We start from the raw sequence: 13,360 nt of genomic DNA on the forward strand, positions 1-13,360 counted from the left end.
CATGCGCATCCGCAATGACCGGGCCCAGGACGAACCGCATATCGATCTGGTGCCGCTGATCGACGTGATCCTGGTGCTGATCATCTTCTTCGTGATCACTACCACCTTCGACGCACGCTCCACCCTGCAGGTGCAGCTGCCCACCGCCAGCGACCAGCGCAACGCCGAGCCGCCGCGCTCGCTCAGCGTGCTGGTCAATGCCGACGGCCGCTATTTCATCAATGACCAGGAAGTGCTGCGCACCGACGTGGAATCGGTGAAGCGGACCATCATCCAGGTCGCCGGCGACGACCGCAGCCAGACCGTGCTGCTGCGCGCCGACGCGCGCACGCCTTACCAGGCCGTGGTGACGGTGCAGGATGCGCTGGGCCAGCTCGGCTTCCGCCGCATCGCCATCGCCACCGCGCCGGAGGCGCAGCAATGAGCGGGCACGCCACTCCCTGGCAGACATACCGGCGCCTGCTCGGGTTCGCCAAGCCCTACCGTGGATTGCTGATGGTGGCCGCGCTGGGCATGCTGATCGAAGCGCTGGCCGGTGGCGGCTTCCTCCTGCTGATGAGCCCCATCACCAACAACCTGGTGAATCCGGAGGACATCAATTGGTGGATGCCCATGGCGATCGTGGGCCTGTTCCTGCTGCGAGGAGTGGCGGGCTACCTGACCGACATCGGCATGGGCAAGGCCGCGCGCAGCATCGCCCGCGACCTGCGCGTGCAGGTGCTGGGCAAATACCTGCGCCTGCCCGGCCTGCAGTTCGATGCCGAGCCGGTGCCGTCGATGCTGGTGCGGCTGGGCTCGGACAGCGACCAGGTGGCACAGGCGGCCGTCGACGCGATGAAGGTGGTGTTGCAGCAGTCCCTGCAGGTGCTGGTCTCGCTGGCGACGATGCTGTGGTACAGCTGGCAGGTGACACTGGCCATCTTCGTGCTGGCGCCGCCGCTGGCCTGGGTGATGAACAAGGTCGCCAAGCGCTATCGCCGGATCAGCCATCGCATCCAGGAAAGTGGCGCCGAACTGCTGCAGGCTGCGGACCAGACGCTGTCCAGCCAGCAGGAAGTCAAGATCTACGGTGCGCAGCGCAGCGAACTGGAACGCTACGGTGCGTTGGCCGACACCAACCTGAAGCTGGCGATGAAGGTCGAGGCCACGCGCAGCATTTCCTCGGCGATGGTGCAGCTGATCGGCGCGGTCGGATTGGCGGCGCTGCTGCTGATCGCCGGCCATGAAGCGTCGGCTGGGCGTTTGTCCGTGGGGCATTTCGTCTCGATGATGCTGGCGATGATGACCGTCATCCCCGCGCTCAAGCAGCTCACCAATGTGCAGAACATGACCCAGCGGGGCATCGCCTCGGCGCAGCGCCTGTTCGTGGTGCTCGATGCGCAGGACGAGCCGGACAAGGGCACCCTTGAACTGCGGCGGGCCGAAGGACTGCTGGAGTTCCGCGACGTCACCGCACGCTATCCGGGGCAGGTGCGGCCGGCGATGGAGGGCATCAGCTTCGTTGCGCGCCCGGGCACGGTGACGGCGATCGTCGGCCGTTCGGGCAGCGGCAAGTCCACCCTGATCAAGCTGATCCCGCGCTTCTACGAGCCGGAGTCCGGGCAGATCCTGCTCGACGGCCGTCCCGTGCAGGATTACCGCCTGGCCGACCTGCGCCGGCAGATCGCGCTGGTCGGGCAGCAGGTGGTGCTGTTCGACGGCAGCATCGCCCAGAACATCGCCTACGGCGAACTGCTGGAAAGCAGCGCCGAACAGCTGGAACAGGCCATCGTGGGCGCCAACGCGCGCGAGTTCGTCGAACAATTGCCGCAGGGCATGGATGCGCAGGTCGGCGCCAAGGGCGGCCGGCTGTCCGGTGGCCAGCGCCAACGCCTGGCGATCGCGCGGGCGATGCTCAAGGATGCGCCGATCCTGATCCTGGACGAAGCCACCGCGGCGCTGGACAACGAGTCCGAGCGCCTTGTGCAGGATGCGCTGCAGAGGCTGATGCCGGACCGCACCACGCTGGTCATCGCGCACCGCCTGTCCACCATCGAACATGCCGACCAGGTGCTGGTGATGGACCAGGGGCGGATCGTCGAGCGCGGCACGCACCAGGAACTGCTGGCGCTGGGCGGCCTGTACGAACATCTCTACCGCATGCAGTTCCGGGAAAGGCAGGTCTGATGGCCGGCAAGGGAACACAGACGCCGGCATGGTGGTATGACGGCGCCCCGGTGCCGTGGACGGCCCGCCTGCTGGCGCCGGTGTACGGCGCCGTCGCCGGGCTTCGTCGGGGCCTGTACCGCCGTGGTTGGCTGCGCCGCCGCCAGGTGCCGGTGCCGGTGATCGTGGTCGGCAACATCACCGCCGGCGGCACCGGCAAGACGCCGTTGACCATCGAGCTGGTGGAGCGCCTGCGCGCGGCGGGCTGGAAACCGGGCGTGGCCAGCCGCGGTTATGGTCGCGACGATGCCGGCAGCGCCCGCTGGATCACGCCGGACCTGGCGCCGGGGCTGGGCGGCGACGAGCCGGTGCTTATCGCCTGGAAGACCGGCGTGCCAGTGCGCGTGGACCGGGATCGCGTCGCCGCGGCCAAGGCATTGCTTGCGGCCGGCTGCGACGTGGTGGTCTGCGACGACGGGCTGCAGCATTACCGGTTGGCGCGCGACATCGAGATCGAAGTGGTCGATGCGCAGCGGCGTTACGGCAACGGCCGGCTGATGCCGGCCGGCCCGCTGCGCGAGCCGGTAGCGCGGGCCCGCGACTGCGATTTCCGGGTGATCAACCAGGGGCAGGCCAGCGATGCCGAACAGGCGCCGTCGGCTTCCGGTTTTGGCGAATGGGCGATGCGGCTGCGCATCGACAGCGCCCGCCCGCTGCGTGGCGGGCGCGAGCGCTCGCTGCAGGGATTCGCCGGCCAGCGCGTGCATGCCGTGGCCGGCATCGCCCATCCGCAGCGTTTCTTCCAGATGCTGCGCGCCCGCGGCATCGGCGTGGTGCCGCATGCGTTCGCCGATCACCACCGCTATCAAGCGTCGGACCTGTCCTTCGGCAGCGAGCTGCCGGTGCTGATGACCGAGAAGGACGCGGTGAAGTGCAGGGCGTTCGCCACCGACTGGCACTACGCGGTGCCGTTGCAGGCCGAACTGCCCGCGGCGTTCTGGGTCGCGCTGCTGGACCGGCTGGGCAAGCTGGCGCGGGCGTGATCCTTCTGCGGCAGGCGCGCCCGATGCGGACGCTGCGTGCCGGATCCGCGCGCAGCGCCGGATGCGCGGGCCGTGATGCGGGCTGCCAGGCCCGATACGGAAGACCGGCTCCCGCCAGCGTGCGAGGGCAAATGCGAATCCGCGCGACGCCTTGCCGCGCCGCCATATGTCGCCACGGCCCCAGCCCTTATCCTCATCCGGTCTTTCTCTCCGGCGGTGCCGCCTGCGGCCGTCGCGCGGAGGGGAACCACCAAGTTCTGCCCGGAACGGGCAAGGAGTGCAGATGAACGCGGTTCCTGAATTCGTTGTGGCGATCCCGGCGCGCTATGCGTCCACCCGCCTGCCGGGCAAGCCGCTGGCCCTGCTGGGCGGGCAGCCGATGGTCGTGCACGTGGCGCGGCGCGCCCTGGCCGCCGGCGCCCGCGAGGTATGGGTGGCCACCGACGACCGGCGGATCGCCGATGCGCTCGACGGCCTGGATGGCATACGCGTGGCGATGACGCGCCAGGACCATGCCTCGGGCACGGACCGCCTGGCCGAGTGCGCACGCCAGGCCGGCTGGGACGGGCAGGCGATCGTGGTCAACCTGCAGGGCGACGAACCGTTCGCGCCGGCGGCGGGCATCCGCGCGGTCGCCGCGACGCTGGCGGCCAGCGGCGCGCCGATGGCGACCCTGGCCACGCCCGTGGAGGACGCCCGGACACTGTTCGATCCCAACGTGGTGAAACTGGTGCGCAACGCGCAGGGAGACGCGCTGTACTTCAGCCGCGCGCCGATTCCCTGGCACCGCGATGCCTTCGCCCGATCGACGGCGCAGCTGCCGCAGGCGCAATGGCTGCGCCATATCGGCATCTATGGCTACCGCGCCGGCTTCCTGCAGCAGTTCGCGGCGATGCCTCCGGGCACGCTGGAGCAGATCGAATCGCTGGAACAGCTGCGCGTGCTGGAGGCGGGTTTCCGCATCGCCGTCGCGCTGTCGCCCGAGCCGTTCCCGCCGGGCATCGATACCCCGGAAGACCTCGCGCATGCCGCCGCGCGGCTGGAGGAAGGCCGGTGAAGCTGCTGGTGGTGTGCCTGGGCAACATCTGCCGCTCGCCGATGGGCGAGGGCGCCCTGCGCGCCCGGATCGAGCGCTCGCCGCTGGCCGGGCGGATCGAAGTGGATTCGGCCGGCACCGCCGGTTGGCACCACGGCAAGCCACCGGACCCGCGGGCCGTGGCCTGCGCGCGTCGTCACGGCGTGGATATCTCCGGCCTGCGTGCGCGCCAGCTGCAGCCCGCCGATTTCCTGCATTTCGACCATATCCTGTGTGCGGACCCGGACAATCTGGACGATGCCCTGGCGCTGGCACCGCCCGAGGCGCGCGCACGGGCCGCGTTGCTGCTGCCCTGGGCCGGCATCACCGCCGCCAGCGTGGTGCCGGATCCCTATTACGGCGACGACACGGATTTCGAGCACAGCTGGACGCTGCTGGAGGCCGCTGCCGAAGCGGCGGTGCAGCGCCTGTCGGCGCGGCCCGACTCCGGCATAATCGGCCCATGAACGCTCAGCCCGCGATGGATCTTCCCAAGTCCGGCACCTGGCTCAACGCGGTGCCTTCCACGTTGCAGGACCACGCGGGCCGTCCTCTGGTGCTGGCCTTCGTCAATGCCGCCTCGGTCTGGTGCGTGCAGCGGCTGCTCGAGGTGCTGCAGTGGCAGGCGCGCAATCCCGGGCGCCTGCAGCTGCTGGTGGTACAGGTCCCACGCTTCGATTTCGAACGCGAGCCGCAGCCTGCCCTGAAGCTGCTGCGTCGCCATGGGGTCACCGCGCCGATCCTGCTGGACGCGCAGTGGGAGGCCTGGCGCCGCTTCGGCATCGAGGCATGGCCGACCCTGCTGCTGATCGACGCGCAGGGCCAGGAGCGCGAGCGCCTGGTTGGCGCGGCAGGCGACCTGGAGCGCTGCCTCAACGCGCTGTGCGAGGGATTGGCGCGACCGCTGGACGAGGATCTCCGCGCGGTTCCGGAAACCAATGTGGAACCGCGCCTGCCACTGCGTTTCCCGGCGGGGCTGGTGGCAAGCGCCGACCGGCTCTATGTCGCCGACACCGGTCACCACCGCATCCTGGAGTGCACCCACAACGGCCGCGTGCTGCGCCAGTTCGGCGTGGGCAGCGCGGACCTGGTCAACGGCCCGGCGGGTGAGGCAGCCTTCAACCGGCCGCATGGGCTGGCGCTGGAGCGCGAGATGCTCTATGTCGCCGACACCGGCAATCATGCGCTGCGCCGCATCCACCTGCCCAGCGGGCAGGTGGATACGCTGTGCGGCACCGGCCGCGCCGGCGATCCGGTGGCCGGCGTGCTGGCGCAGCCCTGGGACAGCCCGCTGAACCACCCGCTGGATATCGCCATCGCCGACAACCAGCTGCACATCGCCATGGCCGGCGACAACCATATCTGGAGCTACGACCTGGGCATCCGTTCGCTGCGCTGGCGCGCGGGCGCCGGTGCCATGGAAGTGCGCGACGGTGGCGGCCACCTGGCCGCGTTCGCGCAGCCCTGCGGCGTGGTGGCGGTGCAGCAGGTGCTGTACGTCTGCGACGCGCTGGGCTCGGCGATCCGTTCGGTGCAGCTGCGTGGCGACGTCGTGCAGACGCTGGTCGGGCAGGGGCCGTGGGAATTCGGCAATACCGACGGGCCGCGTGTCCGCGCGCATCTGCAGTATCCGCAGGCGATCGCCATGGGCAGCGAATCGCCGCTGCTGTGGATCGCCGACGCCGGCAACGGCTGCCTGCGCATGCTGCGCCTGGGCGGCGGCGACCTGTCCACGGTCAACCTGCCGCGGCGCCTGCATGGTCCGGCCGCGCTGTCGGTGGCCGCCGGCGCGGTGTGGATCGCCGAGACCGATGCGCACGCCATCCTGCGTTTCGACCCGGTGAGCGGCGAACTGGGCCACGTGCCGATCGAGGAATGAGCGCAGCGGCGACAAGCGGGTTCGACGGCAAGGCGTATGCGGCAGCACTGAGCACGGCGCCGGGCGTCTATCGCATGTACGCGGCCGACGACACGCTGCTGTACGTCGGCAAGGCCGGCGCGCTGCGCAAGCGCGTCGGCAGCTATTTCAACGGCTCGCCGAAGAGCCGGCGCATCATGATGATGCTCGCGCAGGTGGCGCGGATGGACGTGACCGTCACCCGCACCGAGGCCGAGGCGCTGCTGCTGGAGAACCAGCTGATCAAATCGCTGGCGCCGCGCTACAACGTCTCCCTGCGCGACGACAAGACCTATCCGCAGGTGCTGCTAACCCGCGAGCAATGGCCGCGTATCGCCCTGCACCGCGGTCCGCGCTCCGTGCCGGGGCGTTACTACGGCCCGTATCCGGGCGTGGGCGCGGTGCGCGAGACGCTGAACCTGATGCACAAGCTGTTCAAGCTGCGCAGCTGCGAGGACAGCGTGTTCCGCAACCGTTCGCGCCCATGCCTGCAGTACCAGATCGGCCGGTGCAGCGCGCCCTGCGTGGAACTGGTGGCGCAGGCCGAATACGACGAATCGGTGCGGCGCGCGGCCTTGTTCCTTGAGGGCAGGAGCGACCAGCTCGCCGACGAGCTGGTGCAGGCCATGCAGCAGGCCAGCGACGCGCTGGAATTCGAGCGCGCCGCGCGCCTGCGCGATCTGGTGGCCTCGCTGCGCAGCATGCAGAACCGGCAGTACGTGGACGGCCGCGCGGCCGACCTCGACGTGCTGGCCTGTGCGATGCAGGGCGCCAGCGCCTGCGTGATGCTGCTGGCGTTCCGCGATGGCCGCAATCTCGGTACGCGGGCCTTCTTCCCGCGCACCAACGGCGAGGACAGCGCCGAGGAAGTGCTGGCCGCTTTCGTATCGCAGTATTACGTCGAGCACGCGCCGCCGCCGGAGGTGTTGCTGGATCGTGGGATTCCCGACGCGGAGATGATCGAAGCCGCGTTGACCATTGCGGCCGAGCGCCGGGTCGCGCTGAAGTGGAACGTGCGCGGCGAGCGCGCCGGCTACGTGGAGCTGGCCAGCCGCAACGCGCAGATCACCCTGGCCAGCGAACTGGACAGCCGTGGCGCGCAGCATGCGCGCAGCGAGGCCGTGCGCGAGCTGCTGGGCCTGGCCGAGCCGGTCAAGCGCGTGGAATGTTTCGATATCAGCCACACCATGGGCGAGGCGACGGTGGCCTCCTGCGTGGTGTTCGATGCGGCCGGCCCGGTGCGTGCGCAGTATCGGCGCTACAACATCAGCGGCATCGAGCCGGGCGACGACTATGCCGCCATGCGCCAGGCCATCGACCGCCGGTTCCGCCGCGCGGTGGAAGAGCAGGGCGTGCTGCCCGACGTGCTGCTGATCGACGGTGGCGCCGGACAGCTCGCGCAGGCGCAGGCGGCACTGGCCGATCTCGGCGTCGAAGGCGTGCTGCTGGTCGGCGTGGCCAAGGGCGTGGAGCGCCGCGCCGGCCATGAGGCGCTGGTACTGCCGGATGGGCGCGAGCTGCGCCCCGGCGCGGCATCGCCCGCGCTGCAGTTCATCCAGCAGGTGCGTGACGAAGCGCACCGTTTCGCGATCACCGGGCATCGCGGGCGCCGGCAGAAGGCGCGCATGACCAGCCGGCTGGAGGATATCCCCGGCATCGGCCCGCGCCGCCGTGCCAGCCTGCTCAAGCATTTCGGCGGACTGGCCGGATTGAAGGCCGCCGGCGAAGCCGAGATCGCGCGCGTGGAAGGCATCAATGCCGCCCTTGCAACGCGCATCTACGCTAACCTTCACGGACTGTCGATCCCGGATCCGGCAGCGGAGTAAAGCTGTAATGACCCTGACCGTACCCACCTGGCTGACGCTGCTGCGGATCGTGATGATCCCGGTGCTGGTGCTGGTGTTCTATCTGCCTTACACCTGGGCCAACTTCGCCTCGGCGGCGGTGTTCGGCCTCGCGGCGATCACCGACTGGCTCGATGGCTGGGTCGCGCGCCGCTACCAGATGCATTCGGCGTTCGGCGCCTTCCTCGACCCGGTGGCGGACAAGCTGATGGTCGCGGTGGCGTTGTTCCTGATCGTGCAGGGGCACCCGACCGCATGGATGGCGTTCTGGGCCGCGGTGATCGTCGGCCGCGAGATCGCGGTGTCCGCATTGCGCGAATGGATGGCCGAGATCGGCCAGCGCGCCAAGGTGCGGGTGGCGATGATCGGCAAGATCAAGACCACCGCGCAGATGATCGCGCTGTTGTGCCTGCTCTATTCGGTATCGCCGAAGACGCCGGTGGCGAGCATCTGGATGGGCTGGCCGATATTCCACATCGGCGACTGGATGCTGGCGATCGCCGCTTTGCTGACGCTGGTGTCCGCGGTGCAGTATCTGCGCGCTGCATGGCCGAGCCTGCGCGAGGATGAAATCGCCGCGCGCTCGCAGTCGAAAAAAAGATGAAACAAGGCTGTTGACAGGCAGGCGATTGCATGTAGAATTTCGCCTCCCAAGCGGGAATAGCTCAGTTGGTAGAGCGCAACCTTGCCAAGGTTGAGGTCGCGAGTTCGAGTCTCGTTTCCCGCTCCAATTTATGATCTACAGACTTCCACTGACGTCTGTAAGTCATTGAAAAGAGGAGCTTCGGCTCCTTTTTTCATTCCAGCGAAAGCCACGGAAGTCCACTGACAGCCACCATTTTTGAGGCCAAAAACAAGGCCAAAGAATGCGGGTCGTGCCGGTTCCGGGTTGTTGCTGGGGTTGGATCGGGATGACAAGCAGCATCGGGCCTAAGTCCAAGACTTAGGAGCTTGATGATGACACTCTCTGATCTGACCGTGCGGCAAGCCAAGGCCGCCGAGAAAACCTACAGCATCCCCGACACCGATGGCCTCGGCCTGGTGGTCGCCCGCACCGGCGGCAAGTCGTGGCATTTGCGCTATTACTGGCTCGGCAAGCAAAAGCGCATCTCCCTGGGGAACTACCCCGAGATCGGTTTGCGCGAAGCGCGCACCTTGCGCGACGAAGCCCGGGCGCTTCTGGCAAAGGGCGTCAACCCCCATACCGATCGGAAACAGAAGCGACACGCGGTCAAGCTTGCGGCCGACTACACCTTCAAGGCCGTCTTCGATGCGTGGGTCGAGCATCGCCGCAAGGAAATCAAGGAGGGCAGGAACAGCACGCTGTCGCAAATCCTGCGGATCTTCAACAAGGACGTGCTGCCTAGCCTCAAGCAGATGTCGATCTACGACATTCGCCGGCCCCAACTCCTGGGCGTCCTGGCGAGGATCGAGGAGCGCAAGGCGTTCACCACTGCCGAGAAGGTCCGCACCTGGCTGGGGCAGTTGTTCCGCTATGCCCTCGTCATCGTGGAGGGGCTGGAAGCCAATCCGGCCTCCGACCTGGACGTGGTGGCCGAGCCCAAGCCCCCGGTGAACCACAACCCCTACCTGCATCTTCCGGAGCTTCCCGAGTTCCTGCACAAGCTCAGGCTCTACAACCCTCGTGGTTGGCAGACCCAACTCGGCATCCGGCTGCTGTTCCTGACCGGCGTGCGTACCGGCGAGCTGCGGCTGGCGACCCCGGACCAGTTCGATCTCGACCGTGGCCTGTGGATCATCCCGCCGCAGATCGTCAAGCAACTCCAAGACGAGATGCGCAAGGCCGGCAAGCGCCCGCAGGACGTTCCGCCCTACATCGTGCCGTTGTCCGTGCAGGCCATCGAGATCGTGCGCTACCTGTTGGGTGTGATGAGGCCGGCCCAGGTCCATCTGCTCACGCACCGCAGCGAACTCAAGAAGCGCATCAGCGAGAACACCCTCAACGCGGCCTTGAAACGAATGGGCTACGAGGATCAACTGACCGGTCACGGCATCCGCGGAACCATCTCGACGGCGCTCAACGAGATCGGCTATCCCAAGATTTGGGTGGACGCGCAGCTTTCGCACTCGGACCCGAACAAGGTGAGTTCGGCCTACAACCACGCCAAGTATGTTGAGCCGCGCCGCCGGATGATGCAGGACTGGGCGGATCGTCTCGATCTGCTCGAACAGGGCCAAGTGGAAGCGGCCAGCGCGCACCTCACGATCCATATTGAGGGCGTGCCGGCCATGGCAGAGGAGGACAAGCCCAACACCATCGTCGCTGCTGCTTCTGCGGCATCCGTTCCGCCTGTGGTGGCCGAACCCATCGTCGTGACGCCAAACGACGGGGGAATCACATTCCAGCGACTGTCGCAGGTACCACCGCCCCCGACGCATGCGCCAGAGCCGGAGGTGTCTGTCATCCAGCGCGAGCGCGAGGAAATGCTGGTCATCTACGAATCGCCGAGCAGTCTGCCGGTCCCGCTGTTCGGCAAGTTGGCCGGGAAGTCCAAGGACCAGATCAACCGCGAGCTGAAGGCGGGCAAGCTGCTGTCCATCAGCTTGGGCAACCGCGGGCAACGCGTGCCCGACTGGCAGCTGGTACCCCTCAAGCACAAGCTGGCACAGGTGCTCATGAACCAGTGCCCGCATGCGGATCCGTGGGACCTGTACCGGATGCTGACCCGCCCACATCCGGACCTGGGTGATCGCGCAGCCATCGACATCGTGACACCAGGAAATTTGGGCATGGTCGTGCGGGTCATCGCGGGCACCCAGCAGCAGCCAAACAGGCCCGGACCTGACTCGTCTGTGCAAGGTATTCCAGAGGAGACTCGCCAGCGCATTCAACGGTTGCTAAATGATGCGGCAATGCTCGAAAGTGCCTGACGCTGTTGGCGCGCATCCAGAACTGACCCACTTTCGGCGGTGATGCGCGGGTAAAACTGACCCACCTGAAGCCCACATCCTGAGCATCTTTTGCTCGGGGGATTTCAGGAGTGATCACCATGGTCATGTTGGCCAAGATCCGGCGGATGCATTTCCGCGATGGCCTGCCGCTGCGCGAGATCGCCAAGCGCACGGGCCTATCCCGCAATACCATCCGGCGATGGCTGCGCAGCGGCCAGTCCGAGCCGGTCTATCCCAGGCGAGCCTCGCCCTCCCGGCTCGATCCCTACCGGTCCCAGTTGGAGACGTGGCTGCGTGCCGACAGCCATCGTCCCCGGCGGGAACAACGCACCGCCAAGGTGCTGTTCTCGCAGTTGCAGGCGATCGGCTATCCGGGCACCTACACCCGGGTGACGGCCTTCATCCGCCAGTGGAAGGCGGCCGGCGGCGCCAGCCGCCGCCCGGCCTTCGTGCCGTTGCACTTTCCTCCGGGTGAAGCCTTCCAGTTCGACTGGAGCCGCGAGTACGCCTTCGTCGGCAGCCACGCCAAGATGCCGCTGGATCTCGCCCACGTGAAGCTGGCCTGCAGCCGCGCCTTCTGGTTGGTGGCCTATCCCACCCAGAGCCACGAGATGCTGTTCGATGCTCATACCCAGGCGTTTACCGCCTTCGGTGGCGTGCCGCGCCGCGGCATCTACGACAACATGAAGACGGCGGTGGACGGGATCGGCCAGCACCGGGAACGGCGGGTCAACGCCCGCTTCCACGCCATGACCAGCCACTACCTGTTCGCCGCGGAGTTCTGCAACCGCGCCGCGGGTTGGGAGAAGGGGCGGGTCGAGAAGAACGTGCAGGACCGGCGCCGACAGATCTGGATCGAGGCCGGGGCCCGCCACTGGCCAGATCTGGACACCCTCAACGCCTGGCTCGCCAGCGAGTGCCGCGCCGCTTGGCCGATGCAGGCGCATCCGGATGCCTCCGACATCACCGTGGCCGAAGCTCTGGAGGACGAACAGCCCCACCTGATGCCGATGCCCGCGCCCTTCGACGGCTACATCGAGCGGCCGGTGCGGGTCAGTTCGACCGCGCTGGTCAGCTTCCAGCGCAACCGCTACAGCGTGCCGTGCGAACACGCCCACGCCGTCGCCAGCCTGCGCGTGTATCCCTTCGAACTGGCCGTGGTGGTCGGCGAGGCCGAGGTCGCCCGCCACCGGCGCAGCTTCGAGCGTGATCGGGTCCACTACGACTGGCAGCACTACATCGCCCTGGTCCAGCGCAAGCCGGGGGCACTGCGTGACGGCGCGCCGTTCCTGTCCATGCCCGATCCGCTGCGCAAGCTGCAGCAGGTGTTGCTGCGCCAGCCTCACGGCGACCGCGCCATGGCCCAGGTGCTGGCCGCCGTACCCGTGCACGGGCTCGAAGCGGTACTGGTGGCGGTGGAACTGGCACTCGAGTCCGGCCTGGTGCGCGCCGACCACGTGCTCAACGTGCTGGGGCGATTGCAGCATCCGGACCGCACGATCGAGACGGTCGCCTCGCGAGTGACGCTGCGTCATCCGCCGGTGTCCGATCCGGCCCGCTACGACGCCCTGCGGGAGGCAGATCATGTCGACGCCTGACCTGCCGCTGCGCATGCAGCAGCTCAAGCTGCACGGCATGGCCAGCCAGTGGCCCGAACTGCTGGCCAAGATGCGCCTGCACACCATGGAGCCCGAACACTGGATGGCCGAACTGCTGCAGGCCGAGTCCGCCGAACGGCAGGTTCGTGCCCAGGCCAACCAGATGAAGGCCGCACGTTTCCCCGTCCATCGTGACCTGCTCGGGTTCGACTTCGCGGCCAGTCCCGTTGATCGCGCACTGGTCGAACGACTCCACCAGGGTGACTTCATCCACACCCCCGAGAACGTCGTCCTTGTCGGTGGACCGGGCACCGGCAAGACCCACCTGGCCACCGCCATCGGCATCCAGGCCGTGCGCCAGCATCGCCTGCGCGTGCGCTTCTTCTCCACCATCGAACTGGTCAATGCGCTGGAGAAGGAACAGGCCCAGGGCAAGGCCGGGCAGATCGCCCTGCGCCTGACCTATGCCGACCTGGTCATCCTCGATGAACTGGGCTACCTGCCGTTCACCCCCTCAGGCGGCGCGCTGCTGTTCCACCTGATCAGCAAGCTCTACGAGCGCACCAGCCTCGCCATCACCACCAACTTGGCCTTCTCCGAATGGGGTCAGGTGTTCGGCGACGCCAAGATGACCACCGCGCTGCTGGATCGCATCACCCACCACTGCCACATCCTGGAGACCGGCAACGACTCCTGGCGGCTGCGCAACAGCACCGCCGCCAACAAGACCAAAGCCAGAATCAGGGCAAAGGAGGCCACCACCCAGACCACCAACTGATACCCTCAGCCCCGTACACCGGGTGGGTCAAAGTTCAACGCGCAGCCTGGGTCAGTTTTAAGTGCGC

General features: G+C 67.6%; 11 protein-coding genes and 1 tRNA gene. All 12 read left to right on the forward strand.

Going from position 1 to position 13,360, the window contains the following annotated elements; genetic code table 11:
• Position 1 precedes the first annotated feature (1 nt).
• The 12 genes from ABB22_RS11535 to istB all read left to right on the forward strand — a co-directional run bounded on the left by ABB22_RS11535 (position 2) and on the right by istB (position 13,293).
• Positions 2-424: an ExbD/TolR family protein gene (locus ABB22_RS11535; RefSeq protein WP_055769743.1), complete on the forward strand. Its 423-nt coding sequence runs from the start codon at positions 2-4 to the stop codon at positions 422-424.
• Positions 421-2,166, forward strand: a complete 1,746-nt coding sequence (gene msbA, locus ABB22_RS11540; RefSeq protein ID WP_055769741.1) for a lipid A export permease/ATP-binding protein MsbA — start codon at positions 421-423, stop codon at positions 2,164-2,166. Before ABB22_RS11535 ends, msbA begins: the two co-directional genes overlap by 4 nt.
• Entirely contained in the window at positions 2,166-3,188 is a 1,023-nt protein-coding gene (lpxK, locus tag ABB22_RS11545; protein ID WP_055769739.1) for a tetraacyldisaccharide 4'-kinase, read from the forward strand. Before msbA ends, lpxK begins: the two co-directional genes overlap by 1 nt.
• A gap of 283 nt (positions 3,189-3,471) precedes the next feature.
• Positions 3,472-4,245: a 3-deoxy-manno-octulosonate cytidylyltransferase gene (kdsB, locus tag ABB22_RS11550; protein ID WP_055769737.1), complete on the forward strand. Its 774-nt coding sequence runs from the start codon at positions 3,472-3,474 to the stop codon at positions 4,243-4,245.
• On the forward strand, positions 4,242-4,730 hold the full coding sequence (locus tag ABB22_RS11555) for a low molecular weight protein-tyrosine-phosphatase (protein WP_055769735.1): 489 nt from the start codon (positions 4,242-4,244) through the stop codon (positions 4,728-4,730). Before kdsB ends, ABB22_RS11555 begins: the two co-directional genes overlap by 4 nt.
• A complete protein-coding gene (locus ABB22_RS11560) occupies positions 4,727-6,142 on the forward strand; it encodes a hypothetical protein (RefSeq protein WP_055769733.1) in 1,416 nt (471 codons plus the stop codon). The genes ABB22_RS11555 and ABB22_RS11560 overlap by 4 nt, the downstream gene beginning before the upstream one ends.
• Entirely contained in the window at positions 6,139-7,986 is a 1,848-nt protein-coding gene (gene uvrC, locus ABB22_RS11565; RefSeq protein ID WP_055769731.1) for an excinuclease ABC subunit UvrC, read from the forward strand. Before ABB22_RS11560 ends, uvrC begins: the two co-directional genes overlap by 4 nt.
• Positions 7,987-7,993: 7 nt before the next feature.
• Positions 7,994-8,608 (forward strand): CDP-diacylglycerol--glycerol-3-phosphate 3-phosphatidyltransferase, encoded by a 615-nt coding sequence (pgsA, locus tag ABB22_RS11570; RefSeq protein WP_055769729.1) that lies wholly within the window; start codon positions 7,994-7,996, stop codon positions 8,606-8,608.
• A 50-nt stretch (positions 8,609-8,658) separates the two neighbouring features.
• Positions 8,659-8,734 (forward strand) — tRNA-Gly (locus ABB22_RS11575).
• 224 nt (positions 8,735-8,958) lie between these two features.
• Entirely contained in the window at positions 8,959-10,896 is a 1,938-nt protein-coding gene (locus ABB22_RS11580) for a tyrosine-type recombinase/integrase (RefSeq protein WP_014744326.1), read from the forward strand.
• Positions 10,897-11,015: 119 nt separating this feature from the next.
• The gene (gene istA, locus ABB22_RS11585) at positions 11,016-12,515 is read left to right on the forward strand and encodes an IS21-like element ISPa36 family transposase (RefSeq protein WP_003097546.1); all 1,500 of its coding nucleotides are present in this window, start codon (positions 11,016-11,018) and stop codon (positions 12,513-12,515) included.
• On the forward strand, positions 12,502-13,293 hold the full coding sequence (gene istB / locus ABB22_RS11590) for an IS21-like element ISPa36 family helper ATPase IstB (RefSeq protein ID WP_003097544.1): 792 nt from the start codon (positions 12,502-12,504) through the stop codon (positions 13,291-13,293). Before istA ends, istB begins: the two co-directional genes overlap by 14 nt.
• Positions 13,294-13,360: the final 67 nt, after the last annotated feature.

The sequence above is a fragment of the Stenotrophomonas nitritireducens genome (genome assembly GCF_001431425.1).
Lineage (GTDB): Bacteria > Pseudomonadota > Gammaproteobacteria > Xanthomonadales > Xanthomonadaceae > Stenotrophomonas > Stenotrophomonas nitritireducens.

Excerpts from the sequence above, each read along its gene's own strand:
- lpxK (WP_055769739.1), top strand. The coding sequence starts at position 2,166 with ATGGCCGGCAAGGGAACACAGACGCCGGCATGGTGGTATGACGGCGCC.
- ABB22_RS11560 (WP_055769733.1), top strand. The coding sequence starts at position 4,727 with ATGAACGCTCAGCCCGCGATGGATCTTCCCAAGTCCGGCACCTGGCTC.
- ABB22_RS11580 (WP_014744326.1), top strand. The coding sequence starts at position 8,959 with ATGATGACACTCTCTGATCTGACCGTGCGGCAAGCCAAGGCCGCCGAG.
- istA (WP_003097546.1), top strand. The coding sequence starts at position 11,016 with ATGGTCATGTTGGCCAAGATCCGGCGGATGCATTTCCGCGATGGCCTG.
- pgsA (WP_055769729.1), top strand. The coding sequence starts at position 7,994 with ATGACCCTGACCGTACCCACCTGGCTGACGCTGCTGCGGATCGTGATG.
- ABB22_RS11535 (WP_055769743.1), top strand. The coding sequence starts at position 2 with ATGCGCATCCGCAATGACCGGGCCCAGGACGAACCGCATATCGATCTG.
- istB (WP_003097544.1), top strand. The coding sequence starts at position 12,502 with ATGTCGACGCCTGACCTGCCGCTGCGCATGCAGCAGCTCAAGCTGCAC.
- kdsB (WP_055769737.1), top strand. The coding sequence starts at position 3,472 with ATGAACGCGGTTCCTGAATTCGTTGTGGCGATCCCGGCGCGCTATGCG.
- uvrC (WP_055769731.1), top strand. The coding sequence starts at position 6,139 with ATGAGCGCAGCGGCGACAAGCGGGTTCGACGGCAAGGCGTATGCGGCA.
- msbA (WP_055769741.1), top strand. The coding sequence starts at position 421 with ATGAGCGGGCACGCCACTCCCTGGCAGACATACCGGCGCCTGCTCGGG.